This window comes from Pseudomonas sp. p50(2008), from assembly GCF_015351605.1.
Taxonomy (GTDB): Bacteria; Pseudomonadota; Gammaproteobacteria; order Pseudomonadales; family Pseudomonadaceae; genus Aquipseudomonas.
The window spans coordinates 924,559-948,028 of record NZ_JACMYF010000001.1 but is presented as its reverse complement, the minus strand read 5'-3'; the positions used below and the strand labels follow the sequence as shown (position 1 = coordinate 948,028).

27 protein-coding genes are annotated in these 23,470 nt (G+C 59.5%); 16 read left to right on the top strand and 11 right to left on the bottom strand.

Annotated features, from left to right (window positions below; translation table 11 throughout):
- Positions 1–223: 223 nt before the first annotated feature.
- The 5 genes from H7698_RS04290 to H7698_RS04270 form a co-directional block, all read right to left on the bottom strand.
- The gene (locus H7698_RS04290; RefSeq protein WP_194690675.1) at positions 224–673 is read right to left on the bottom strand and encodes a Spy/CpxP family protein refolding chaperone; all 450 of its coding nucleotides are present in this window, start codon (positions 671–673) and stop codon (positions 224–226) included.
- Between the two features lie 300 nt (positions 674–973).
- The gene (locus tag H7698_RS04285; RefSeq protein WP_162436841.1) at positions 974–1,651 is read right to left on the bottom strand and encodes a response regulator transcription factor; all 678 of its coding nucleotides are present in this window, start codon (positions 1,649–1,651) and stop codon (positions 974–976) included.
- 7 nt (positions 1,652–1,658) lie between these two features.
- Positions 1,659–2,063 (bottom strand): translation initiation factor 2, encoded by a 405-nt coding sequence (locus H7698_RS04280; protein WP_162436840.1) that lies wholly within the window; start codon positions 2,061–2,063, stop codon positions 1,659–1,661.
- A gap of 111 nt (positions 2,064–2,174) precedes the next feature.
- Complete coding sequence (locus H7698_RS04275) at positions 2,175–2,474, bottom strand: YciI family protein (RefSeq protein WP_162436839.1); 300 nt, start codon at positions 2,472–2,474, stop codon at positions 2,175–2,177.
- A gap of 1 nt (position 2,475) precedes the next feature.
- Positions 2,476–3,072, bottom strand: coding sequence for a septation protein A (locus H7698_RS04270; RefSeq protein WP_162436838.1), 597 nt, complete (start codon positions 3,070–3,072; stop codon positions 2,476–2,478).
- 87 nt (positions 3,073–3,159) lie between these two features.
- Here H7698_RS04270 and H7698_RS04265 point away from each other — a divergent pair, with 87 nt between their 5' ends.
- The 10 genes from H7698_RS04265 (at position 3,160) to arfB (ending at position 11,955) form a co-directional block, all read left to right on the top strand.
- Positions 3,160–4,023, top strand: coding sequence for a PHP domain-containing protein (locus H7698_RS04265; protein WP_162436837.1), 864 nt, complete (start codon positions 3,160–3,162; stop codon positions 4,021–4,023).
- A 13-nt stretch (positions 4,024–4,036) separates the two neighbouring features.
- A complete protein-coding gene (locus H7698_RS04260; protein WP_162436952.1) occupies positions 4,037–4,666 on the top strand; it encodes an L-threonylcarbamoyladenylate synthase in 630 nt (209 codons plus the stop codon).
- 120 nt (positions 4,667–4,786) lie between these two features.
- Positions 4,787–5,485 (top strand): segregation and condensation protein A, encoded by a 699-nt coding sequence (locus H7698_RS04255; RefSeq protein ID WP_178114280.1) that lies wholly within the window; start codon positions 4,787–4,789, stop codon positions 5,483–5,485.
- A gap of 11 nt (positions 5,486–5,496) precedes the next feature.
- A complete protein-coding gene (gene scpB, locus H7698_RS04250; protein ID WP_194690674.1) occupies positions 5,497–6,513 on the top strand; it encodes an SMC-Scp complex subunit ScpB in 1,017 nt (338 codons plus the stop codon).
- A 143-nt stretch (positions 6,514–6,656) separates the two neighbouring features.
- Positions 6,657–6,848: a DUF1289 domain-containing protein gene (locus H7698_RS04245; protein ID WP_162436834.1), complete on the top strand. Its 192-nt coding sequence runs from the start codon at positions 6,657–6,659 to the stop codon at positions 6,846–6,848.
- Between the two features lie 157 nt (positions 6,849–7,005).
- Positions 7,006–8,289 carry a 23S rRNA pseudouridine(2605) synthase RluB gene (gene rluB, locus H7698_RS04240; protein ID WP_194690673.1) on the top strand — a complete coding sequence of 428 codons (1,284 nt, stop codon included), beginning with the start codon at positions 7,006–7,008 and terminating at the stop codon, positions 8,287–8,289.
- A gap of 607 nt (positions 8,290–8,896) precedes the next feature.
- Entirely contained in the window at positions 8,897–9,118 is a 222-nt protein-coding gene (locus H7698_RS04235; RefSeq protein WP_194690672.1) for a hypothetical protein, read from the top strand.
- Positions 9,119–9,149: 31 nt separating this feature from the next.
- Positions 9,150–10,568, top strand: coding sequence for an amino acid permease (locus H7698_RS04230; protein WP_162440434.1), 1,419 nt, complete (start codon positions 9,150–9,152; stop codon positions 10,566–10,568).
- Positions 10,569–10,676: 108 nt separating this feature from the next.
- A complete protein-coding gene (locus H7698_RS04225; RefSeq protein WP_162440433.1) occupies positions 10,677–11,372 on the top strand; it encodes a pentapeptide repeat-containing protein in 696 nt (231 codons plus the stop codon).
- Positions 11,373–11,541: 169 nt separating this feature from the next.
- Positions 11,542–11,955 (top strand): alternative ribosome rescue aminoacyl-tRNA hydrolase ArfB, encoded by a 414-nt coding sequence (gene arfB / locus H7698_RS04220; protein WP_194690671.1) that lies wholly within the window; start codon positions 11,542–11,544, stop codon positions 11,953–11,955.
- On the opposite strand, the gene H7698_RS04215 is transcribed toward arfB, so the two are convergent.
- From H7698_RS04215 to phhA, 6 genes are all read right to left on the bottom strand, one after another.
- Positions 11,952–13,166 carry an MFS transporter gene (locus H7698_RS04215; protein WP_162440432.1) on the bottom strand — a complete coding sequence of 405 codons (1,215 nt, stop codon included), beginning with the start codon at positions 13,164–13,166 and terminating at the stop codon, positions 11,952–11,954. The genes arfB and H7698_RS04215 overlap by 4 nt on opposite strands.
- Before the next feature lie 102 nt (positions 13,167–13,268).
- A complete protein-coding gene (locus H7698_RS04210; protein WP_162440431.1) occupies positions 13,269–13,451 on the bottom strand; it encodes a hypothetical protein in 183 nt (60 codons plus the stop codon).
- A 72-nt stretch (positions 13,452–13,523) separates the two neighbouring features.
- Positions 13,524–13,655: a hypothetical protein gene (locus H7698_RS31600; RefSeq protein ID WP_268932884.1), complete on the bottom strand. Its 132-nt coding sequence runs from the start codon at positions 13,653–13,655 to the stop codon at positions 13,524–13,526.
- 303 nt (positions 13,656–13,958) lie between these two features.
- The gene (locus H7698_RS04205; protein ID WP_194690670.1) at positions 13,959–15,152 is read right to left on the bottom strand and encodes an amino acid aminotransferase; all 1,194 of its coding nucleotides are present in this window, start codon (positions 15,150–15,152) and stop codon (positions 13,959–13,961) included.
- The gene (locus tag H7698_RS04200) at positions 15,152–15,508 is read right to left on the bottom strand and encodes a 4a-hydroxytetrahydrobiopterin dehydratase (protein ID WP_162440429.1); all 357 of its coding nucleotides are present in this window, start codon (positions 15,506–15,508) and stop codon (positions 15,152–15,154) included. Before H7698_RS04200 ends, H7698_RS04205 begins: the two co-directional genes overlap by 1 nt.
- A 69-nt stretch (positions 15,509–15,577) precedes the next feature.
- Positions 15,578–16,369: a phenylalanine 4-monooxygenase gene (gene phhA, locus H7698_RS04195; protein ID WP_194690669.1), complete on the bottom strand. Its 792-nt coding sequence runs from the start codon at positions 16,367–16,369 to the stop codon at positions 15,578–15,580.
- Positions 16,370–16,772: 403 nt separating this feature from the next.
- On the opposite strand from phhA, the gene H7698_RS04190 reads away from it, so the two are divergent.
- The 6 genes from H7698_RS04190 to flgJ all read left to right on the top strand — a co-directional run bounded on the left by H7698_RS04190 (position 16,773) and on the right by flgJ (position 23,447).
- Entirely contained in the window at positions 16,773–18,338 is a 1,566-nt protein-coding gene (locus H7698_RS04190) for a sigma-54-dependent transcriptional regulator (protein WP_194690668.1), read from the top strand.
- Between the two features lie 363 nt (positions 18,339–18,701).
- Entirely contained in the window at positions 18,702–19,442 is a 741-nt protein-coding gene (locus H7698_RS04185; protein WP_162440426.1) for a flagellar basal body rod protein FlgF, read from the top strand.
- A 45-nt stretch (positions 19,443–19,487) separates the two neighbouring features.
- Positions 19,488–20,273: a flagellar basal-body rod protein FlgG gene (gene flgG, locus H7698_RS04180; RefSeq protein WP_045058874.1), complete on the top strand. Its 786-nt coding sequence runs from the start codon at positions 19,488–19,490 to the stop codon at positions 20,271–20,273.
- 52 nt (positions 20,274–20,325) lie between these two features.
- Positions 20,326–21,021 carry a flagellar basal body L-ring protein FlgH gene (gene flgH, locus H7698_RS04175; RefSeq protein ID WP_162440425.1) on the top strand — a complete coding sequence of 232 codons (696 nt, stop codon included), beginning with the start codon at positions 20,326–20,328 and terminating at the stop codon, positions 21,019–21,021.
- A gap of 6 nt (positions 21,022–21,027) precedes the next feature.
- Positions 21,028–22,137: a flagellar basal body P-ring protein FlgI gene (locus tag H7698_RS04170; protein WP_162440436.1), complete on the top strand. Its 1,110-nt coding sequence runs from the start codon at positions 21,028–21,030 to the stop codon at positions 22,135–22,137.
- Positions 22,138–22,148: 11 nt separating this feature from the next.
- On the top strand, positions 22,149–23,447 hold the full coding sequence (flgJ, locus tag H7698_RS04165) for a flagellar assembly peptidoglycan hydrolase FlgJ (protein ID WP_194690667.1): 1,299 nt from the start codon (positions 22,149–22,151) through the stop codon (positions 23,445–23,447).
- Positions 23,448–23,470 lie beyond the last annotated feature (23 nt).

The following is a 23,470-nucleotide window of genomic DNA, read 5'->3' as shown; positions in this document are numbered from 1 at the left end:
ACGCATATCACTGTGGCAGTGAGCTTGTGTGGCGAGGGGATTTATCCCCGTAGGGCCGCGAAGAGGCCCTGTCATTCTTTCAGCCACGTCGAGCCGTCAGAATCTACGACTGCTTCGCAGCCGAGCGGGGATAAATCCCCTCGCCACACAGGCTGACTCCCACAGGGGTTTTGAATAGAGTCAGACCCAACGGTTGAGGCCGTTGGGTCCATGGGTCAGCTCATTATTGCGCTTTTTGCGGTTGTTGCGCTTTCCAGGCCTTGAACTCGGCCCATTCGGCGCGACGCTCTGCCTGTTTCTTCTGGATCTCGTCGAATTGCTTCTGTTGATCCGGTTTCAGCAGGGCGCGTACGTCAGCCTCGGCTTTTTTGTGGTTGGCCGCCATTTCGTCTTTCATGGCTTTCTGGTCGGCTGGCGAGAGTTTCTCCAGGTACTTGTCGACCACTTGCTTACGCTCGTGCATCTGCTCGCCCATGATTTTGCGGATCTGCTCGCGCTGTTCGCGGGTCAGGTCCAGCTGGCTGTACGGGCCTTTGCCGTGTCTGTCATGCATCTGACCGCCGTGGCGCGGACCGTCCATCGGCCCACCCATCGGGCCTGTGCCTTCAGGCATCGCCATGGCAACGGTTGGCAGGGCGGTAGCGAACATCAGAGCGATAAGAGTCTTGCGCATGGTGAATCTCCTTGTCTCGTTCCCGGTACGTTCCGGATGAGTACAGATTACGGAGATCAAGGTAAGCGGCGGTCAGCGGAGCGTAAAGCTTGGGTAAAGACGGTTTCGGACTATCCTGACAAACCCCGAGTCTCCGATTGCTTTTTTACGACGCATAACCTGTAGCAGCTGCCGAGCCTGCGAGGCTGCGTTCGAGTGCGCAGCGCTCGCCAGTTCGACGAATGCTGCGCATCCGAACGCAGCCTCGCAGGCTCGACAGCTGCTACAGGAAACAACACAGCACCTGCAGGGGCGTGTGGTTTAGAGGCTGTAGTAGTAACCGCGGCTGCGCAGGGCAACGATGCGAGGGCGGCCGTCGGGGTGCGGGCCGATCTTTTTGCGCAGGTTGCTGACGTGCATGTCCAGGCTGCGGTCGTACAGAGTCAGCTTGCGACCGAGGGCGATTTGCGCCAGCTCCTGTTTGTCCAGCGGTTCGCCGGGCTGCTTGAGCAGGGCTTCAAGCAGGCGGCTTTCGGAGACGGTGAGGGTGAATTCTTGTTCATCGATGCTGACCACGCCACGCACCGGGCTGAAGCACAGGTCACCCAGCTCCACCTGGCTGGTCACGGCTACCGGATGGCTGCGGCGCAACACTGCGCGCAGGCGGGCGGTCAGCTCCCGAGGATCGCAGGGCTTGGCCAGATAATCGTCGGCGCCAAGTTCCAGGCCCAGGATGCGGTCCAGCGGTTCCCCGCGGGCTGACAGCATCAGCACTGGCAGGTCCGGGTGATCGCTACGCAGTTGCTTGAGCAATTCCAGGCCGCTGCCGTCCGGGAGCATCACGTCCAGCACCACAGCTGCCGGCGACGTTTCAGCCAACGCACGGCGGGCGCTCTGGCCGTCGTGGCACGCACGGACCTGAAAGCCTTCCTGGCTCAGCCAACTGCCCAGGAGCTCACACAGCTCCTGGTCATCATCAATTAGTAACAACTCGCTCATGAATCACTCAATTTAACCATTGCCGACGTTTTCGACTTGCACCACTGGCGAAGATACCGCAGAGCAGTGCCAACAGTGCAACTCCCGCTCCCGTGACGAACCACTGTTGTTGATCGGTCAACAGACGCGGCTGCTGGGGGCTGGCCTGTGCTTCCTTGAGTTGCAGCTTGAGGCGCTGGTTCTCTTGGCGCAATCGGCTCAGTTGGGCGCTTTCGCGTTCGCCATCGTTACTTTGCAATTGTTTGCTCAGTACTTCTCGTTGCTGCTCGCTTGCCTGCAAACGTTGCTGCAGTTCGCTGATCTGGCTGCCGACACTCGGGGAAACGGGCGTCGAACCGGCGCTCTCTTCACCTTGGGCGGTGCCCACCAATGACAACGTTACCAATATCAGACACAACGGACCCTTGCGCATCGCGACTCCTGATTCCAATCGGGTTATTGGGCAAGTTGTCGGCAGGCAAACGGGAATAATGAGCGATTGAGAGCACGATGAACCCACAAAGGTTCATCGTGCAGGAGCGTATCAGGGCAGGACTTGCTTGAATGGCTTGACCGAAACGTTGGCGTACACGCCGGCGGCGATGTACGGATCGGCGTCGGCCCAGGCCTGGGCGGCGCTCAGGGAATCGAACTCGGCAACGATCAGGCTGCCGGTGAAGCCCGCTGCGCCCGGATCATTGCTGTCGACCGCCGGGTGTGGGCCGGCCAATACGATACGGCCTTCGCCCTTGAGCTGTTGCAGGCGCTCGAGGTGCGCAGGCCGCGCGGCCAGGCGGGCTTCCAGGGAATTGGCGACGTCTGTGGCAATGATTGCGTAAAGCATGTCAGTCCTCGGTTTTTGGCGTTGTGGTATCGGCGTCATGCAGGTGGCGGGACAGGTAAATGCCCTGGCCGACCAGGAACAGCAAGGTCATGCCCAGGCTACCGAAGACCTTGAAGTCGACCCAGTAGCTCTGGAATGTGAAGGCGACGAACAGGTTGGCCGCACCGCAGAACAGGAAAAACGCGATCCAGGCAATGTTCAGGCGGGTCCAGACCGGATCCGGCAGCGTCAGCGCGTGGCCCATGATGCGTTTGATCAACAGGCGGTCACCGATGAAGTGGCTGCCGATGAATGCCAGGGCGAACAGCCAGTTGACCACGGGCGCTTTCCATTTAAGGAAAGTCTCGCTGTGGAAGGCCAGGGTCAGGCTACCGAAGACCAGACAGGCGATGAGGGTCAGCCACTGGCTCTTCTCCAGCTTGCGCTGAGTGATGAACAGCGCGCCGTACACCACCAGGGAGCTGATGATCAGCATCGCAGTGGCGCTGTAGATACCGCCTACAGTCAACTCATGGCCGGCAATGTCGACGACCCGTGGATCGAGTTTGTAGACGATGAAAAACAGGAGAAGCGGGATGAAATCGATGAATTGTTTCACAGTGGCAGCCAGAAGCAGGATGTGGCGGCATAATAACAAACATATGGGCGCGCGATAGCGCCAGCTGATTTGAGGTAATACATCCCCGTGAATGTTGATTTGCACTGCCATAGCACGGCCTCCGACGGCGCACTGGCGCCCGGGGTTCTGGTCGAGCGTGCGTTCGAGAAAGGCGTGCGAGTCCTGGCCTTGACCGATCACGACACCCTCGAAGGGCTCGATGAGGCTCGTACGACGGCAACGGCACTGGGGATGCAGCTGGTCAACGGCGTCGAATTGTCCTGCACCTGGGGCGGTGCCACCATTCATGTGCTGGGCTACGGTTTCGATGTCAACGCGCCGTCGTTGGTCGAGGCCATCGCCAAACTGCACGATGGTCGCTGGCTACGGTCCGAAGAGATAAGCCGCAAGCTTGCGCTCAAGGGCATGCCCGGAGCGCTGGAAGGCGCTCGGGCCATTCAGCAGGAACTGGGTGACAGCGGCAATGCGCCGGCCCGTCCGCATTTCGCGGACTGGATGGTGCGCGAAGGTTTCGTCAAGGACCGCGCTGAAGCGTTCCGCAAATGGCTGGGTGCCGGCAAGCTGGGGGACGTCAAGCAACATTGGCCGACCCTGGAAGAGACCGTCGAAACCCTGCGGGCCGCGAAGGCCTGGGTGAGCCTGGCGCATCCCTGGCACTACGATTTCACTCGCAGCAAACGTCGTCGGCTGATTTCTGACTATATTCAAGCAGGGGGCCACGCAATCGAGGTGGTCAATGGCCATCAGCCTGCAGAGCAAGTGGGCAGTCTGGCGATTCTTGCCCGCGAGTTCGGTCTGCTGGTCAGTGCCGGCAGTGATTTTCATGGCCCTGGAGGCTGGTCCGAGATCGGTGAATATCGCCCGCTCCCGGAGGATCTGCCACCACTTTGGTGTCGATTCAAACATGACCCAATTATTGCCGCCGTCTGAACAGGTAGAGAATGTGAGTCAATTTTTCCAGATTCATCCGGAAAACCCGCAAGCGCGCCTGATCAAACAGGCTGTCGAGATCATCCGCAAAGGCGGGGTGGTGATTTATCCCACAGACTCGTCCTACGCCATTGGTTGCCAGATCGGCGACAAGAATGCCGTGGAGCGCGTGCGCCGGTTGAGACAGCTGGATGAAAAGCACAACTTTGCGCTGATTTGCAGTGACCTGTCGCAGCTGGGCCTGTTCGCCAAGATCGATACCGGCACTTTCCGGTTGCTCAAGGCCCATTTGCCGGGGCCCTACACCTTCATTCTCAATGCCACCCGCGAAGTCCCGCGGCTGTTGCTGCACCCGAAAAAACGCACCATCGGCCTGCGCGTACCAAGCCATCCGATTGCCCTGGCGTTGCTGGAAGAGCTGGGTGAGCCCCTGATGAGCGTGACGCTGATTATGCCGGGGGACACCGATCCGCTGACGGATCCTTACGAAATGCGGCAGTTGCTCGAACATCAGGTTGACCTGATCATCGACGGCGGTTTTGGCGGGATAAAGGCGTCCACGGTAATCAACCTCGCCGATGGCGAACCGGAAGTCATTCGTGTCGGTTGCGGCGACCCTGCGCCGTTCATGGCCGAGGCCTAGATGTCTGCAGTAGAACCCGTCGACAGTCAGGCCGGTGCCCAGCAAGAGCTGCCTTTCGCCATGGTCTATGGCCAGGCGGTCATGGAAATGCCGCTGGACCTGTACATTCCGCCTGATGCCCTGGAAGTCTTCCTCGAAGCGTTCGAAGGTCCGCTCGACCTGTTGCTGTACCTGATCCGCAAACAGAACATCAACATCCTCGACATCCCGGTGGCGGAAATTACCCGTCAGTACATGGGCTATGTCGAATTGATGCAGACGGTGCGCCTGGAGCTGGCCGCCGAGTATCTGGTGATGGCTGCGATGCTGGCCGAAATCAAATCGCGGATGCTGTTGCCCCGTGCAGAATCGATTGAAGCCGAAGAAGACGACCCGCGCGCCGAGCTGATCCGCCGCTTGCAGGAGTACGAGCGTTTCAAGGCGGCGGCTGAAGGCATTGATGGTCTCAGTCGGGTAGGTCGTGACGTTGTGGTGCCCAAGCTCGATGCCCCCGAGGCACGTGCGCGCAAGTTGGTGCCGGACGTGAGCCTGGAAGAATTGCTGATGTCCATGGCCGAGGTGCTGCGCCGTGGCGATATGTTCGAAAGTCACCAGGTCAGTCGTGAGGCGTTGTCCACGCGGGAACGCATGAGTGATGTACTGGAGCGGCTCAAGGGCGGCGGTTTCGTGCCCTTCGTCGAGCTGTTCACTGCCGAAGAAGGGCGCCTGGGGGTAGTGGTGACCTTTATGGCGATCCTCGAATTGGTCAAGGAATCCCTGGTCGAGCTGGTGCAGAATGAGCCGTTCGCAGCGATCCACGTGCGGGCCCGAGCCGAATAACGAGTTGAATCATGAACCTGACTGAACCCCGCGAGCTGGCACCATTGCTTGAAGCCTTTCTGTTGGCCTCGGGAAAGCCGCAATCGCTTGAACGCCTGTTCGAACTCTTTGAAGAGGGTGAAAGACCAGAACCGCCCGTCTTCAAGAAAGCGCTGACGATCCTGGCCAAGTCCTGTGACGGCCGCGCCTTCGAGCTGAAAGAGGTTGCCTCGGGCTATCGCTTGCAGATTCGCGAAAAATTCTCGCCATGGGTCGGCCGCTTGTGGGAAGAGCGCCCCCAGCGTTACTCCCGCGCCATGCTCGAAACCATGGCGCTCATCGCCTATCGCCAACCCATTACCCGGGGTGAAATCGAGGACGTGCGGGGCGTGGCGGTCAACAGTCACATCGTCAAGACGCTGCTTGAGCGCGAGTGGATCCGCATCGTCGGCTACCGTGACGTGCCCGGAAAACCGGCGATGTTCGCGACCACCAAGGTGTTTCTCGATCACTTCAACCTGAAGAACCTCGACGATCTGCCGCCGCTGGCGGAACTGCGCGAGCTGGAACCGGACCCGGTGCTTGATTTCGACGATGCTCCGGTGCCCGCGAGTCTGCAGGCGTTAGCGGATGCCAGTGCCGAACAGGAAGAGCCGAAGGAAGAAACCAGCTTCCATACGCTATTGCTGGAGCTGGACACCATGGAAGACGGGATCAAGACCGACTTCGATGACATCCTGCGCGATGGGGCGGTGACTCAGGGCGAAGAGTTTCAGGATCAACCTGAACCTGGGGTTGAAGTTGAACTTGAGGTTGAGGCTGAACCTGGGATTGATGTTGAACTTCAGACCGAGCCTGACGCCACACTTGAAGAGGAACAGGACGACGATGTGCTCGGCGTTGCCGAAGCTCGCGAAAAACTATTGGCCGCGGTCGCTGCCCTTGACCCGCACAAGCCTGAGCCCGAGCCCGAGTTGAGCGACGAAGAAGCCGAAGCCCGCGCCCTGGCCGAAGCAATTGAAGCCGAACGCCGCGAGTTCGACGATTGACCCAAACCCTATGGGCAATGAAGATCCCTGTAGGAGCGGGCTTGCCCGCGATGAGGGCGTGCCAGTCGACATTCTTGCTGCCTGACCCACCGCGATCGCGAGCAAGCTCGGCCCACAGGGAATTGTGTTGTCTGGAGAGTGTAATGAGCTCAACCAAAGACCCGTGCATCAGCATCTGCAAATTCACCGACGATATCTGCGTCGGCTGCGGTCGCAGCAAGCGCGAGATCAAGGCCTGGAAGAAACTCGACAAGGTCGACAAACGCTCGGTGCTCGCCGAAGCGGCACTGCGCTTGATCAAACTTGGCGTCACCGGTCGGCGGAAAAGCAAATAACCTTGCATCAATCAGCTAGTCTCTGATGCGCGAACGCTGTCATGAGCGTATGATTCGCGACCCTTCGGCGACTGCTTCGCCAAAGTACCCAGATTTACATCGCTTCAGGACGCTCAATTCAGGGCTTCCTGAACAGACCACACCGGGAGGTGCCCAGATGAGTATCAACGACCAGAAAGACGACCAGGAAATCGGCCCAGCAGGCGAAAAACTGCAGAAAGTCCTCGCCCGTATCGGCGTTGGCTCGCGCCGTGACGTAGAAGCCTGGATCAGCCACGGCCGCATCAAGGTCAATGGCAAAGACGCCACCCTCGGTCAGCGCGTCGACCTGCATGACGCCATCACCATCGATGGCAAGGTGATCAAGCGCGAAGAAGCCGCCGAGTCGGTACGCCGCGTGATCATGTACAACAAGCCCGACGGTGAGATCTGCACCCGTAACGACCCGGAAGGCCGTCCAACCGTATTCGACAAGATGCCGCGCCCGAAAGAAGGCCGCTGGATCAACATCGGTCGCCTGGACATCAACACCACCGGTCTGCTGATGTTTACCACCGACGGTGAACTCGCCAACCGCCTGATGCACCCGTCCTACGAAATGGACCGTGAATACGCGGTGCGTGTTCGTGGTGAAGTCGATGACGAGATGATCGAGCGTTTGAAAGCGGGCGTCGTCCTCGAAGACGGTCCGGCCAAGTTCACCGACATCAAGCAGGCACCAGGAGGCGAAGGCTTCAACCACTGGTACCACTGCGTGGTGATGGAAGGTCGTAACCGCGAAGTTCGTCGTCTGTGGGAATCCCAGGGCCTGGTGGTCAGCCGCCTGAAGCGCGTGCGTTTCGGTCCGGTGTTCCTTAACTCCGATCTGCCGATGGGCCGCTGGCGCGAAATGAGCCAGTACGAAGTCGACATTTTGAGTGCTGAAGTCGGCTTGACCCCGGTGGCCATGCCGCAGATGAACGCCAAGAGCAAAGACAAGCTCGAGCGCATGCAGCGTAAATCGTCCCGTCCGATGGGCACTACCGAGCGCGTACGCACTCTGCGTCCTGCGGCAGGCGCACCGGCTGCCGGTCCGCGTCCAGCCCGTGAGCCGCATATCGAAGGCGAACGTCCTGCCCGCAAGCCGGCAGCACCGCGTGCCGATGGCGAGCGCGGTCCACGTACTCCGCGTCCGGCCAACGGTCGCACTGAGCGCGGCGAAGGTCGCGGCGCGCCAACGGGCGGTCGCAGCGATCGTGGGGCACCTGCTGGTCGTGGTGAATCAGGTCGCGGTACGCCAGTGGCGGATCGTCCGACCGATACCAAGCGTCCGGCCAAGCCTGCGCCGAAAAAACGCCCAGGCATCGTTCTGGTCGACAAGGACGCGCCATCGGGCAAGCGTCGTGGTGCACCGGCCGGTTCGGGCCAGCGTCCGGGCTTCGGTCGTCGCAAGCCTGAGTAATCGGTGAGCGGTACATGAAAAACGCCAACCTTCGGGTTGGCGTTTTTTTTTGCCACCTTTAATGATGGGGTGAATTCAACTTGCCTCTTCGCGAGCAAGCCGCCGCTCCCACATTGATTCGCGATGAACCGGATAGTGCATGCGCCCATTACCCGGTGGGAGCCGAGCTTGCTCGCGATGGCGTCTGCGGCCATTCCACCCAATTCCGCAATGGAAAACCTGCGTTACGGCCTGTAACGAAAAACTGACGATATTCCTCGATTCGTCCAGTGCTATCGCCACTTGCCGAATTCTGTAAGGAAATCCTTCCGCAGGGCGCCCCAATGTCCCTCCGTCAGCGCTCTGGCCCGCTTGTTTCAGCTGTCGTAGAAGGATCAGATGCGCCCCATGCCTGCCGTGCAGGTGCATAAAAACAAGGAGGCGCAATGAACGCCGTGATCCATCTTCATCTCCCCAAGGGACGTTTTCTTACCGTTCCCGTCGATGACCCACAAAGGTCTGACTCAATTTTTGCATCCGCCCGGCAGCTCCGAGGCGTACACACGCAATCCCGGCAACCGACACGCTGATCCAGTGATGTCTGGCAGCAGGGGGTTACAGGTGTACAATGCGCCGCGTTTTAACTGTGACCTCCTGCGCATCTGCGCAAACCTCAGGGCTATCAGCCTTGTTCACTCCGCTGCGCCACAAGCGTGTCGGGTTCGATTTCGTCACAGATAAAAACAAACAGGTGACGCATGAACGTTGTAAATACGCTGAACTCCTGGTGCCTGCGCTGGGGTTTGATCGGCGCTGCTTGAAATCGCAACTGAGCAGCATCGTCTACTGAACATCATCAAACCTTGCGTGAGACCCTTTTCATGAGTGGACAAAACTCGCATTCAGGCGAGCTGAAGCGCGGCCTGAAAAATCGCCACATTCAATTGATCGCCCTCGGTGGCGCCATCGGTACCGGTTTGTTTCTGGGCTCGGCCGGCGTGCTGAAATCTGCTGGCCCGTCGATGATCCTCGGCTATGCCATCTGCGGCTTCATCGCTTTCATGATCATGCGCCAACTGGGCGAAATGATCGTCGAAGAGCCGGTGGCCGGTTCTTTCAGCCACTTTGCTCACAAGTATTGGGGTGGTTTCGCCGGCTTCCTGTCGGGCTGGAACTGCTGGATTCTGTACATCCTGGTGGGCATGTCGGAGCTGACTGCGGTCGGCAAGTACATTCACTATTGGGCGCCGGACATCCCGACCTGGGTCTCTGCTGCCGGATTCTTCGTACTGATCAACCTGATCAACCTGGCGAACGTCAAAGTCTTTGGCGAGGCTGAGTTCTGGTTCGCGATCATCAAAGTCGTGGCCATCGTCGGCATGATTGCGCTGGGCAGCTACCTGCTGGTCAGCGGCAACGGCGGTCCGCAAGCATCGGTGACCAACCTGTGGGCCCATGGCGGCTTTTTCCCGAACGGGATTAGCGGTCTGGTCATGGCCATGGCGATCATCATGTTCTCATTCGGCGGTCTGGAAATGCTCGGTTTCACCGCAGCAGAAGCCGACAAGCCGAAAACCGTGATCCCGAAAGCCATCAACCAGGTGATCTACAGGATCCTGATTTTCTACATCGGCGCACTGGTCATTCTTTTGTCGCTGACACCATGGGACAGCCTGCTGGCCACCCTGAATGCTTCCGGCGATTCCTACAGCGGCAGCCCGTTCGTTCAGGTGTTCTCGATGCTTGGCAGCAGCACTGCCGCGCACATCCTGAACTTTGTCGTGCTGACCGCTGCATTGTCGGTCTACAACAGCGGTACCTACTGCAACAGCCGTATGTTGCTGGGCATGGCCGAGCAGGGTGATGCGCCCAAGGCCCTGGCGAAGATCGACAAGCGAGGCGTGCCGGTACGCTCGATCCTGGCTTCGGCAGCGGTGACATTGATCGCCGTACTGCTGAACTACCTGATCCCGCACAGCGCGCTTGAGCTGTTGATGTCGCTGGTAGTGGCCACCCTGGTCATCAACTGGGCGATGATCAGCTTCTCGCACTTCAAGTTCCGCCAGCACATGAACAAGACCCAACAAACGCCGCTGTTCAAGGCGCTGTGGTACCCCTACGGTAACTACATCTGCCTGGCGTTCGTGGTGTTCATCCTGGGTGTGATGCTGCTGATTCCGGGTATCCAGATCTCGGTCTACGCGATACCGGTGTGGGTCGCGTTCATGTGGATCTGCTACGGCATCAAGAACAAGCGTCGTAACCACGGCGCTGCGATGACCGGCTCCGTGATCAAGTAGGAGACGGATGACAACAAAAGAGCCGGCGTCTGCCGGTTTTTTTGTCTGCGGTCCTACAAGAGGTGACGATAGACTGCTCAAGCCAGAAATACAGGACAGGAGGCAAGCATGAGCGAAGAACAAACGCACTACGAAATAGAAGGCGGCCTGTTGGGTCGTGAGGACGTTCAGGCGGCGATTGATCATCACGGCTTGCCGCTGCGCTTCATCGGTGTGGACTTCACCGATGCCGATTTGTCGCGGTTGGTACTGGATCACTGCGAGTTCCATCGCTGTACCTTGCTCCGCAGTCAGTTTCTAGGGGCTCGTCTGGAGGGCACAACGTGGAAAGGGTGCCGGGGGGCACACGGGGTTTTCGAAGCTGCGCACTTGCTTGAGGCATCGTTCGGCAATTGTGATCTGAACAATACGAGCTGGCAGCGAGCTAAGTTGGCGCAAGTCGAGTTCAACGGCTGCAAGCTGACCGGCGCCAACTTCAGTCACTGTTCGGGTCTGGGGCTTTCGTTCAACGAGACGCGACTCAACAGTGCTTTTTTGCCGGGGATGTCCTTTGCCAGAAGCACGCTGAACAACCTGGATTTTTCTGAAGCGGACCTGAGTGATGCGGACTTTCGCAAAGCAGAGTTTGTTGATTGCAGTCTCGCCCATGCCCGTATCAATGGCGCGACATTCGCCGGTGCGGATTTGCGCGGTGCCGATTTGAGCGGCTTTCGACTCAATGATGCGAAACTGTTCAAGGGCGCCGTGATTTCTCGCGCACAAGCCTCGATGCTGCTGTCGGAGCTGGGTTTATCTGTTGCGTAGCAATTATTACCCGCAGGAGCTTGAGCGAAGCAAGGCTGTTATCTTTTGATCCCGCATTTCAGCGATATCGGGAGAAAATCAGGATCAAAAATCGCAGCCTGCGGCAGCTCCTGCAAGGGCACTCCTTCATTCGCGGTATCCTGCACGTTCTGAATACGGACGCTTTTCCATGCTGGTGATTTCCAACAACGTGCATCTGCCGGATGCCGAGATCGAGTTGACAGCCATCCGCGCCCAGGGCGCCGGTGGACAGAACGTCAACAAGGTTTCCAGCGCCATGCACCTGCGCTTCGACATCCCGGCCTCGTCTTTGCCCGAGTTCTACAAAGAACGCCTGCTCGCGCTGCGTGACAGTCGCATCACCAGCGAAGGCGTGTTGATCATCAAGGCACAGCAATACCGGACGCAGGAGGCCAATCGCGCCGACGCGCTGGAGCGGTTGATCGAGTTGATACTCAGCGCCACCAAGGTCGAAAAGAAACGCCGGCCGACCAAGCCGACGCTGGGCTCGAAGAAGCGTCGACTGGAATCCAAAACCAAGCGCGGCAGCATCAAGGCCGGGCGAGGGAAGGTCAATTTCTAGGGAGCGCCACGCTCTTCGCGGTACTTTTCATTAAGGTGCCTGGGCGCCTGGCGGTACAGGTAAACACTCAAGCCCAAACCACTTAATGCGGCAATGGCGGCGAACAGGAAGATCGAGGCAAAACCGAAACCTGCTGCAATAGCACCCGCCAACGGTCCGGTAATCCCTAACGACAAATCGATGAACAGCGAGTAAGCACCGACCGCTGCCCCACGGCTTGAGGCCGGAACCAGGTTCACCGCTTCTACGCCAAGCGCCGGGAATACCAGCGAAAAGCCGAACCCGCTCAGTGCTGCGCCGGCCAATGCCCAGTGGGCGTCCGGCGCCAACCACAGCAGCAGCAAGCCCAGGGTTTCCACCGAGAGACAGGCAATCGCCACGCGAAAGCCACCGAGGCGATTGATCAGATTGCCGAACAGCAATCGTGCACCAATGAAACTGGCGCCGAACAGGCTCAGGCAAAGCACCGCGTTGTCCCAGTGTTGCGTGGCGTAATACAGGGTAATGAACGTGGCGATGGTGCCGAACCCGATCGAGCCCAGCGCCAGACCGCAGCCATGGGGCAACACCCGACCCAGTACGTGCATGAACGGCAAGCGCTCGCCGACGACAATCGGCGCGGCGGTTTTTGGCCAGGCCAGCGCCAGACCGAGGATGGCCAGTAGCACGATGCTCACGCCCATGCTCCACAGGCCCCACTCCCTCACCAGCAACACGCCTAGCGGTGCGCCGACGGCCAGTGCGCCGTAGCTGGCGATGCCGTTCCAGGAAATCACTTTCGCGGTGTTCGCTGCGCCGACGCGACCAATGCCCCAGCCAATCGATCCCGAGCCCACCAGGCTTTCTGCGCTGCCGAGGACCAGGCGACCGATCAGCAAACTGACGAGGCTAAGCGCCGGCAGACTTTGAGTCCACGCCGAGATCAGCATGAACACCCCACTCAAACCACAACCGGCGAGGCCATACATCACCGCCAGTTTGCTGCCTTTGTTATCGATGATCTTCCCGGCATACGGCCGGCTGAGCAGGGTGGCGAGGTATTGCACGCTGATCACCAGGCCGGCGATCACGGCGCCGAAACCCAGGTCGCTGTGGACATAGCCAGGCAACACCGCCAAGGGAATGCCGATATTCAGGTAGCCAATAAAGGTGAACAGAACGATGGAGACAACTTGCAGCGTGACCGCCAGGGGGCGCTGGTTTTCAGACATGGGTAAAGGTCCACGGGAAAGCAGGATAGATAGGCAGCTTATGATAGCGGCGCGAGCGGCCGCAGGTCGTGAAAAAGTAAAACTATTTGCCGGATGGGCTGATCAGGGTTTGGCAGGGGCAACCAGTTGCGTCGTGACCAGGGCGGCCAAGGCATTTTCTTCGCTGCCGAAACGGGCGAGCAGGGCGGCTTGTTTTTCGGGGGAGAGGCGATTCCAGATCTCGATCATTTTCTCGGCGGTGCCGATCAATGCGCTGGCTTGCTCTTCGCTGAATTCGTCAGACATGGGGGGCTCGGGTTTCAGGCAGTGTGGAAAGCGCATGTTAGCGCTTTCCACACGGTCTGGTAGTGCGGTGTATCAGTCTTCGCTGTCAGCCTTGCGACTGTCAGTGGCTTCTTTCGGCTCGGGCTGTTGGGCGCCGGCTTGTTGCGTGGTTGTCTGCTCAGTTTCGTGCAGGCTTGGGAAGGGGAGATTAGGGATCTCGTGCATGGTTCGCGCTCCTCGCAAAGTCTGTTGATAGATCTGGTAGATCCGCGCTTTTACAAAGCTTGCGCAGGATACAGCAGGAGAAATGACAAATAGACTTTTATCTGGGATTTCTGCGACAGATGGCCGCAGCCGGGAACTTAATTGAGACCGGATGTCGCGAGGGAGAGCTTGCTGCCGCTGGGCTGCGAAGCGGCCCCACTGCCAGACAACGCGGTGCAACAGATTCATCGAGGGTGAATTTACGACTGTTGCGCAGCCGAGCGGTAGCAAGCTCCCTCACAAGGGAGCTTGCTGTTACTCAAGCTACTTGCAGACCTCGGCAATCGCCTCGGCTAACAGGTCCAGGCGCGTAGCGTCTATTCCTGCCACGTTCGCCCGGCCAGTACCGACCATGTAGACGCTGTGGTGATCACGCAGGTTCTTCACCTGCTCAGGCGTCAAGCCGGTGTAGGAGAACATCCCGCGTTGCACCCCAATGTGCGCAAAACGTTCACGCAGTCCGTGAGGCTCAAGCGCTTCGACCAGGCCGCTGCGCAGTTGGGCGATCCGCAGGCGCATGGCCTCCACTTCGTCGGCCCACAGGCTTTTCAGTTCAGGATCACCAAGAATGGTCGCTACCACTGCAGCGCCATGATCTGGCGGCGTCGACCACAGGTTGCGGGCAATGTTGGCCAGCTGGCTGCGAACGTCCACCAATTTGTCAGCGGTTTTCGCACAGACAATCAGCGCGCCAGTGCGATCCCGATACAGGCCGAAGTTCTTTGAGCACGAACTGGTGATCAGCACCTCCGGCAACTCGGCAGCGAACAGCCGGGTCGACCAGGCATCCTGCTCCAGGCCATCGCCAAAACCCTGGTAGGCGAAGTCGATCAGCGGCAACAAATCGCGACTGCGCACGATGTCCAGCACGCGACGCCAATCGTCATGGGACAGATCGAAGCCGGTCGGGTTGTGGCAGCAAGCATGCAGCAACACCACGTCGCCCATGGGCACTCCGTTAAGGACCGCCAGCATCGCCTCGACGTCGAGACGGTTATCCTTGCCGACGTAAGGGTAGTGGCTGACCTTGACCCCGGCTGTCGCGAAGATGGTTTCGTGAATCGGCCAGGTCGGATTGCTCAGCCACACGCCGCGCCCCGGAAGGCATTGGGCGATGAAGTCCGCGCTCAGGCGCAGTGCGCCAGTGCCACCCGGTGTCTGGGTCGCGCCGGCTCGTTGTTCCGAGATCAGCGCGGAATCCGCGCCCAGCACCAACTCGTTGATCGCTTTGCCAAACGCCGGCTCGCCATGACCACCGATATAGGTTTTGGTGGACTGACGGTCCACCAGCCGCGCCTCGGCCAGTTTCACCGCTTGCGGAATGGGCGTCAGGCCTTGGGCGTCTTTGTAGACACCCACGCCGAGGTCGAATTTGCGCGGATTCGGGTCCTGCGCATAGGCCTCCATCAAACCGAGAATCGGATCGCCGGGCACCCGGCCGATGGCGTCGAAGTGCATTACTTGCGGCCCTCGGCGTCCTTGGCCACTTCGTCAGTGCGCGCGGCCATGATGAAGTCATTGCGGTGCAGGCCTTTGATGGAGTGGCTCCACCAGGTCACGGTGACTTTGCCCCATTCGGTCAGCAGGCCCGGGTGGTGACCTTCCGCCTCAGAGATCTCGCCGACCGCATTGGTAAACGCCAGTGCGTGCTTGAAATTCTTGAACAGGAAGACTTTTTCCAGCTGCATGATGCTGTCGCGAACTTCGATGTTCCAGTCTGGAATCTGCTTGATCAGTACCGGCAGTTCTTCATCGCTGACTTGAGGGGCGCCGGCTTGGCAGGCTTCGCAATGGGCTTGGTTCAGAGCGTTCATGGTGTGTTCCTGAATTCGATTCTTGTTGGAAATTACTATCTTTGCGCGCAAGTCGCGAGCGGGATCTGCTCAGGCCGCTTTGGGCTTGGGCGGAAATTTCGGTGCGTGCAAACCAAGCTGCATGCCCTGCTGGACCATGCCCATGATGTCTTCGTGGGCGAGGTCGAACAGGCGCTTGAGATTTGGCAGGACAAAATACAGCGGCTGCAGAATGTCGATGCGGTAAGGCGTGCGCATGCATTCCAGAGGGTCGAAGGCTTGATGCTCAGGCTCGTCCGACAGGCAGTAAACGGTTTCTTTCGGCGAAGAGAGGATGCCGCCGCCATAGATTCGCTGGCCTTGAGGCGTGTCGACCAGGCCGAACTCGATGGTCATCCAGTAAAGACGCGCCAGGTACACGCGTTCTTCCTTGCTCGCCTGCAGGCCGAGTTTGCCGTAGGTGTGGGTAAATTCGGCGAACCAGGGATTGGTCAGCAGCGGACAGTGGCCAAAGATCTCATGGAAAATGTCCGGCTCCTGGAGGTAATCCAGTTCTTCACGGGTACGAATGAAGGTCGCGACGGGGAATTGCTTGTTGGCCAGCAGTTCGAAAAACGTCTGGAAGGGAATCAGTGCCGGAACGCGGGCGACTTGCCAGCCGGTGGTTTCACCGAGGACCTTGTTGATTTCGCCGAGTTGCGGAATGCGGTCGTGGGGCAGACCGAGTTTTTCGATACCGTCCAGGTACTCCTGGCACGCACGACCCTCGATCACTTTCAGTTGGCGAGTGATCAACGTGTTCCACACCGCGTGTTCTTCGGCGGGGTAATCGATAAAACCTTGCGCATCGGGCTCGCGAGCCACGTATTGCGTCTGATTCATGCTGCTCTCCTGCTAGGGGATTTCGTTCTTGTTATGTTCAGCTATGGAGTTAGAAATACCCCATGGTGCGTGGCGATGCAGCCGCACGTAGTAGCACCAAGTAGGAAAATTCTTATCAATTCGTAAAGTTTTCGTTACGGATGTTCTGCTGTGGCGCAGTTATTGAGTTTTTCGAGTTTGAAAAGCGCTGTAGGTGTCACATAATCTTGACGACTATCTGCGCGTCTTGGCAGAAAATCCTTCTCTACAGAACAGCAACTCACTCTGTAGGAGTGAGCCTGCTCGCGATAGCGGTGTTTCAGGCAACATCCCAATTGCATGATCCACCGCTATCGCGAGCAGGCTCGCTCCTACAGTTTGCCGGCGCGATTCACTCCACATTCACCGTTTTTCGGGCCTTCATATGCGTATCAAAGTCCACTGCCAGAACCGCATCGGCATTCTGCGCGACATTCTCAACCTGCTGGTGGAGTACGGGATCAACGTCGCTCGCGGCGAAGTGGGGGGGGAGCATGGGAATGCGATCTACCTGCACTGCCCAAACCTGATCAACCTCCAGTTCCAGGCGTTGCGGGCGAAATTTGAATCCATCGCCGGTGTATTTGGCGTCAAGCGTGTCGGGCTGATGCCCAGCGAGCGTCGGCACATGGAGCTCAATGCCTTGCTCGGTGCGCTGGAATTTCCGGTGTTGTCGATCGACATGGGTGGCTCGATTGTCGCGGCTAATCGTGCGGCGGCACAGTTGCTCGGCGTGCGGGTGGACGAAGTGCCGGGCATTCCCTTGTCCCGTTACGCTGAGGATTTCGACCTGCCAGAACTTGTCCGCGCCAACAAGTCGCGGATCAACGGGTTGCGAGTGAAGGTAAAAGGCGATGTGTTCCTGGCGGACATCGCACCGCTGCAATCGGAACACGATGACAGCGAGGCCATGGCCGGCGCAGTACTCACGCTGCACCGCGCGGATCGGGTGGGCGAGCGCATCTACAACGTGCGCAAGCAGGAATTGCGTGGATTCGACAGCATTTTCCAAAGCTCGAAGGTGATGGCCGCCGTGGTCCGCGAAGCCCGACGCATGGCGCCGCTGGATGCGCCACTCTTAATAGAAGGGGAAACCGGCACGGGCAAAGAGCTGTTGGCGCGGGCTTGTCACCTGGCCAGTCCTCGCGGTCAATCGCCGCTGATGGCGCTCAACTGTGCCGGCCTGCCAGAGTCCATGGCCGAGACCGAACTGTTCGGCTACGGTCCCGGCGCCTTCGAGGGCGCGCGGGCTGAAGGCAAGCTCGGGCTGCTGGAATTGACGGCGGGCGGTACGTTGTTTCTCGATGGCGTCGGCGAAATGAGCCCGCGCTTGCAGGTGAAATTGCTGCGCTTCTTGCAGGACGGATGCTTCCGTCGTGTCGGCAGCGATGAAGAGGTTTACCTCGATGTGCGAGTGATTTGCGCGACCCAGGTGGATTTGTCCGAACTGTGCGCGCGCGGTGAGTTTCGCCAGGACCTGTACCACCGCTTGAATGTACTGTCTCTGCACATCCCGCCGCTGCGAGAGTGTCTGGATGGTCTGACGCCGCTGGTTGAGCACTTTCTTGATCAGGCCAGTCGGCAGATCGGCTGCCCGTTGCCGAAGTTGGCGCCAGCGGCCATGGAGCGGCTCAGTCATTACCATTGGCCCGGTAATGTGCGGCAGCTGGAGAACGTCTTGTTCCAGGCGGTTTCCCTGTGCGAAGGCGGCACCGTCAAGGCGGAACATATTCGTCTGCCGGACTATGGCGTGCGTCAGCCCCTGGGCGATTTTTCGCTGGAAGGCGGGTTGGACGAAATCGTCGGCCGGTTTGAAAAGGCAGTGCTGGAGCGCCTGTATTCCGAGCATCCAAGCAGCCGGCAGCTGGGCAAGCGGTTGGGGGTTTCGCACACCACGATTGCCAACAAGTTGCGCGAGTATGAGGTGGGCAAGGATTCGGGCCCTGCATAGATCTCTGTAGCAGCTGTCGAGCCTGCGAGGCTGCGTTCGGCTGCGCAGCAGTCGTCAGTTCGTTCCCCGCGAACATTCAGGTAAAACGCATTCGTTAGTTTTGCGACTGCTGCGCAGCCGAACGCAGCCTCGCAGGCTCGACAGCTGCTACAGGTACCTCGCTGTTTTCACAGAGCCGTTGCCGCGTAGCGGCATAACACCGCCGGTTTTTCGTCTTCTCTACATTCCTCCTTTCCTCCTGAAACCCCTCAAGTCCTTTGTTTGCCGGGTCCGGTGCCGCCAGAAAAAAGTTGGTCTGCAAATTGCTTATGGCTCAGCAGTACAGCAGTGGGCGGCAAACGTCCGGCATGCAGAGGAAAGAGTGTGGACAAGTACCTTTATGTAGCGATGACCGGCGCCAGCCAGAATGCATTGGCGCAAAAGGCTCATGCGAACAACCTGGCGAACATCTCCACCAACGGTTTTCAGAAAGACCTGGAGCAAGCGCGCTCGATGCCGGTGTTCGGCGACAGCTTTCCGGCGCGTGCGTTTGCCATGTCCGAGCGTCCGGCCACCGATTTCTCCGCCGGGTCCCTGGTGGAAACCGGTCGTGATCTCGATGTGGCGGTTCAGGGCAATGGCTGGATCGCCGTGCAGAACCCGGATGGTGGTGAAAGCTATGTGCGCACCGGCAGCCTGAACGTCGACGCCCTTGGCGTGCTGCGGGCCGGTAACGGTATGCCGGTGATGGGCAACGGTGGACCGATTGCCGTGCCGCCCGAGCAACAGATCGAAGTTGGCGAGGACGGCACCATCAGCATCCGTGCGATGGGCGAAGGCCCGCGAGTGATGGCCGAAGTCGACCGCATCAAGCTGGTCAACCCTGACTTCAAGAACATGACCAAAGGCCTGGATGGTTCGATCCATACCAAGGACGGCAAACCGGCACAGGCCGATGCCGGCGTGAAACTGGTGTCCGGTTTCCTCGAGTCGAGCAACGTCAATGCCGTCGAGGAAATGACCTCGGTGCTGGCGCTGGCCAAGCAATTCGAATTGCACATCAAGATGATGAACACCGCCAAAGAAGACGACCAGGCCATGGCTCGGGTCTTGCAGATCAGCTAATTACCAGAACGTCGCGCCGTAAAACAGGCGCACGAGGAGAATCGAATGCTTCCGGCTCTATGGGTTGCCAAAACAGGTCTGTCCGCCCAGGACACCAACCTGACCACCATTTCCAACAACCTGGCCAACGTGTCGACCACGGGTTTCAAACGTGACCGCGCCGAATTCCAGGACCTGCTCTATCAGATCAAACGCCAGCCAGGCGCCCAGTCGACCCAGGACAGCGAACTGCCGTCGGGTCTGCAAGTGGGTACCGGTGTGCGCATCGTCGGCACCCAGAAAAACTTCACCGCCGGCAGCCTGCAAACCACCGAGCAACCACTTGACATGGCCATCGACGGTCGCGGTTTCTTCCAGATTCTGCAGCCGGACGGCACCACGTCATATACCCGTGACGGTACTTTCCATCTGGACTCCAACGGCCAGATCGTCAACGCCAGCGGTTTCGCCCTGGAGCCGGCCATTGTCATCCCGAACGACGCGCAGACCTTCACGGTCGGTCGCGACGGTACCGTGTCCGTCACCGTTCCCGGCAACGCCGCGTCCCAGGTGATCGGCAACCTGCAAACCGCCGACTTCATCAACCCGGCCGGCCTGCAAGCCGTGGGTAACAACCTGTTCCTGGAAACAGCTGCCAGTGGCGCGCCGCAAGTCGGTACGCCGGGCCTCGCCGGTTTCGGCACCACGCTGCAGAACACCCTGGAAACGTCCAACGTCAGCACCGTTGAGGAGATGGTCAACATGATCACCACCCAGCGCGCCTACGAGATGAACTCCAAGGTGATCTCCACCGCCGACCAGATGCTCTCGTTCGTAACGCAGAATCTGTAATCAAGTCTATGTGGCGACCATGAGGTCGCCTGCAACACCGTGAGGTAGGGTCATGAATCGCTTTGTATCTGTTCTGGCACTGAGTGGGATCACCGCGCTCGCGGGCTGCGTCGCCCCGACGCCCAAGCCCAATGACCCTTATTACGCTCCGGTGTTGCCGCGCACGCCGCTGCCGGCTGCCGCCAATAACGGCTCGATCTACCAGGCCGGTTTCGAACAGAACCTGTACAGCGACCGCAAGGCTTTCCGGGTCGGTGACATCATTACCATCACCTTGAACGAGCGGACACAGGCGAGCAAAAACGCCAACTCGCAGGTGGGCAAGACCAGCAAGACCGACATCGGGCTGAGCTCGTTTTTCGGTGGTGGCCTGAGCACCAATGACCCGGTGGGCGGTGGTGACCTGAGCCTGGACGTCGGTTATGCCGGCGACCGCGCCACCAAGGGCGATAGCAAGTCGGGGCAGAGCAACAGCCTGACCGGTTCGATCACCGTGACCGTTGCCGACGTGCTGCCAAACGGCATCATCGCCGTGCGCGGCGAGAAGTGGCTGACCCTCAACACCGGCGATGAGCTGGTGCGGATCGCCGGCATGGTTCGGGCCGATGACATCGCCACCGACAACACCGTTTCCTCGACCCGTGTCGCCGATGCACGCATCACCTACTCGGGCACCGGTGCCTTTGCCGATGCGAGTCAGCCAGGCTGGTTCGACCGTTTCTTCCTCAGCCCGCTGTTCCCTTTCTAGGTGGCCATCTTGAATCTTAAACACCTGACGGTGGCCGCCCTTTTGTTGTCCGCAGCCTTCAGCGCTCAAGCCGAGCGGCTGAAGGACATCGCCAGTATTTCCGGCGTGCGTTCCAACCAATTGATCGGCTACGGCCTGGTGGTCGGGCTCAACGGTACCGGTGACCAGACGACACAGACCCCGTTCACCCTGCAGACCTTCAACAACATGCTCTCGCAGTTTGGCATCAAGGTGCCGCCGGGTTCGGGTAACGTGCAGTTGAAGAACGTCGCCGCGGTGTCGATCAGCGCCGATTTGCCTGCCTTCGCCAAGCCCGGTCAGCAGGTTGATATCACCGTATCGTCCATCGGTAACTCCAAGAGCCTGCGTGGCGGCACCTTGCTGCTGACACCGCTTAAAGGGATCGACGGCAATGTCTACGCCATCGCCCAGGGCAACCTGGTGGTGGGTGGTTTCGATGCGGAAGGTCGCGACGGCTCGAAGATCACCGTCAACGTCCCGTCGGCTGGTCGCATCCCTGGCGGTGCGTCGGTTGAACGCTCGGTGCCGAGCGGCTTCAACCAGGGCAACAGCCTGACCCTGAACCTTAACCGTTCGGACTTCACCACGGCGAAGCGCATCGTCGACAAGATCAACAACATGCTCGGCCCTGGCGTCGCGCAGGCCATCGACGGCGGTTCGATTCGCGTCAGTGCGCCACTGGATCCGAGCCAGCGTGTCGACTACCTGTCGATCATCGAGAACCTCGAGGTCGATCCTGGTCAGGCGGTGGCGAAAGTCATCATCAATTCCCGCACGGGCACTATCGTGATCGGCCAGAACGTCAAGGTTTCCCCGGCGGCCGTGACGCACGGCAGCCTGACCGTGACCATTACCGAAGACCCGATCGTCAGCCAGCCCGGCCCTCTGTCCAATGGTCAGACGGCGGTCGTGCCGCGCTCGCGGGTCAACGCCCAGCAGGAAGCCAAGCCGATGTTCAAATTCGGCCCGGGCACCACCCTCGACGAAATCGTTCGCGCGGTTAACCAGGTCGGCGCGGCACCGGGTGACTTGATGGCGATCCTCGAAGCATTGAAACAGGCCGGCGCGTTGCAAGCCGATCTGATCGTGATCTGAGGACGACGACCATGGATATGTTCAAGAGCGGTCTGGTCAGCAGCAGCGACTCGGGTTCCTATTCGGACCTGAATCGACTGAACCAGCTCAAGGTCGGCGACAAGAACAGCGATGGCAACATGCGCAAGGTTGCGCAGGAGTTCGAGTCGCTGTTCCTGGGAGAAATGCTCAAGTCCATGCGCTCCGCCACCAACACGCTGGGGCAGGACAACCCGCTCAACACGCCTGAAGCCAAGCAGTATCAGGAAATGTACGACCAGCAACTCGCTGTTTCCATGTCCCGCGAGGGCGGTGGTATCGGTCTGGCCGACGTGTTGATGCGCCAGATGTCGAAGAACAAACCGATGGCGCCGGGTGAGGCTGCTGCAGCGTCCGCCACCAAGCAGGCCGAAGCGAAAGCTGCCGTGGAAACGCCGATTGCTGCCGGCACGGTTGCCACCAATGGACCGTTGTCGCGCCTCAATGGCCAGCGTCCGCTGTGGGCTTCGCGCTCGATCCACGCACCCCAGGCAGCAGGCGAGGGCGAGCACCGCAATGACATGGCGTTGATCAATCAGCGTCGATTGGCGTTGCCGCCGAAACTGGCGGATCGCTTGCTCGCGGGACTGGTGCCGTCGGCATCGACCCCGGCGGCGACAGCCTCCTCGGCGATCAACAAAATCGAAGTGCCGCAAACCAGCCCAACCGGTTCCGGATCGCTCTATAACGGCGATTGGCTGACGGCGCAGACCGAGGCGCCATCGACCGGCCGCCTGCAGATTTACGGCCGTGCCATGGCGCAGATTCCGCTGGCGCCGCCGAAGAAAGCCTTCAGCTCCGCCGACGAATTCGTCAATGCCATGCTGCCCATGGCCAAGGAAGCAGCCGATCGCATTGGCGTCGATCCGCGCTACCTGGTCGCCCAGGCCGCGCTCGAAACCGGTTGGGGCAAATCGGTCATGCGGGCCCAGGATGGCAGCAGCAGTCACAACCTGTTCGGCATCAAGGCCAGCAGTAGCTGGAAGGGCGATTCGGCGCGGGCCATCACCAGTGAATTCAGGAATGGCGAGATGGTCAAGGAGACGGCGCAGTTCCGTTCCTACGACTCGTACAAGGACAGCTTCCACGACCTGGTGACGTTGTTGCAAAGCAACAATCGTTATCAAGATGTCGTGAAGTCGGCCGATAACCCGGAACAATTTGTACGCGAGTTGCAGAAGGCCGGTTATGCAACCGACCCGAACTACGCAAGCAAGATTTCGCAGATAGCCAAGCAGATGACGAGTTACCAGAACTACGCTGCGGCGGGCGTTTCCACCACGCCTATATAGGCACAAGGTATAAGGTCTGAACC

Bases quoted from the DNA above. Each gene is read 5' to 3' on its own strand.
- H7698_RS04290 (WP_194690675.1), bottom strand. From the start codon at position 673: ATGCGCAAGACTCTTATCGCTCTGATGTTCGCTACCGCCCTGCCAACC.
- flgJ (WP_194690667.1), top strand. From the start codon at position 22,149: ATGGATATGTTCAAGAGCGGTCTGGTCAGCAGCAGCGACTCGGGTTCC.
- H7698_RS04235 (WP_194690672.1), top strand. From the start codon at position 8,897: ATGCGCCGCGTTTTAACTGTGACCTCCTGCGCATCTGCGCAAACCTCA.
- H7698_RS04280 (WP_162436840.1), bottom strand. From the start codon at position 2,063: ATGCGCAAGGGTCCGTTGTGTCTGATATTGGTAACGTTGTCATTGGTG.
- arfB (WP_194690671.1), top strand. From the start codon at position 11,542: ATGCTGGTGATTTCCAACAACGTGCATCTGCCGGATGCCGAGATCGAG.
- H7698_RS04285 (WP_162436841.1), bottom strand. From the start codon at position 1,651: ATGAGCGAGTTGTTACTAATTGATGATGACCAGGAGCTGTGTGAGCTC.
- rluB (WP_194690673.1), top strand. From the start codon at position 7,006: ATGAGTATCAACGACCAGAAAGACGACCAGGAAATCGGCCCAGCAGGC.
- H7698_RS04245 (WP_162436834.1), top strand. From the start codon at position 6,657: ATGAGCTCAACCAAAGACCCGTGCATCAGCATCTGCAAATTCACCGAC.
- flgH (WP_162440425.1), top strand. From the start codon at position 20,326: ATGAATCGCTTTGTATCTGTTCTGGCACTGAGTGGGATCACCGCGCTC.
- flgG (WP_045058874.1), top strand. From the start codon at position 19,488: ATGCTTCCGGCTCTATGGGTTGCCAAAACAGGTCTGTCCGCCCAGGAC.
- H7698_RS04205 (WP_194690670.1), bottom strand. From the start codon at position 15,152: ATGCACTTCGACGCCATCGGCCGGGTGCCCGGCGATCCGATTCTCGGT.
- phhA (WP_194690669.1), bottom strand. From the start codon at position 16,369: ATGAATCAGACGCAATACGTGGCTCGCGAGCCCGATGCGCAAGGTTTT.
- H7698_RS31600 (WP_268932884.1), bottom strand. From the start codon at position 13,655: ATGCACGAGATCCCTAATCTCCCCTTCCCAAGCCTGCACGAAACTGAG.
- H7698_RS04210 (WP_162440431.1), bottom strand. From the start codon at position 13,451: ATGTCTGACGAATTCAGCGAAGAGCAAGCCAGCGCATTGATCGGCACC.
- H7698_RS04230 (WP_162440434.1), top strand. From the start codon at position 9,150: ATGAGTGGACAAAACTCGCATTCAGGCGAGCTGAAGCGCGGCCTGAAA.
- H7698_RS04225 (WP_162440433.1), top strand. From the start codon at position 10,677: ATGAGCGAAGAACAAACGCACTACGAAATAGAAGGCGGCCTGTTGGGT.
- H7698_RS04275 (WP_162436839.1), bottom strand. From the start codon at position 2,474: ATGCTTTACGCAATCATTGCCACAGACGTCGCCAATTCCCTGGAAGCC.
- H7698_RS04215 (WP_162440432.1), bottom strand. From the start codon at position 13,166: ATGTCTGAAAACCAGCGCCCCCTGGCGGTCACGCTGCAAGTTGTCTCC.
- scpB (WP_194690674.1), top strand. From the start codon at position 5,497: ATGAACCTGACTGAACCCCGCGAGCTGGCACCATTGCTTGAAGCCTTT.
- H7698_RS04200 (WP_162440429.1), bottom strand. From the start codon at position 15,508: ATGAACGCTCTGAACCAAGCCCATTGCGAAGCCTGCCAAGCCGGCGCC.
- H7698_RS04190 (WP_194690668.1), top strand. From the start codon at position 16,773: ATGCGTATCAAAGTCCACTGCCAGAACCGCATCGGCATTCTGCGCGAC.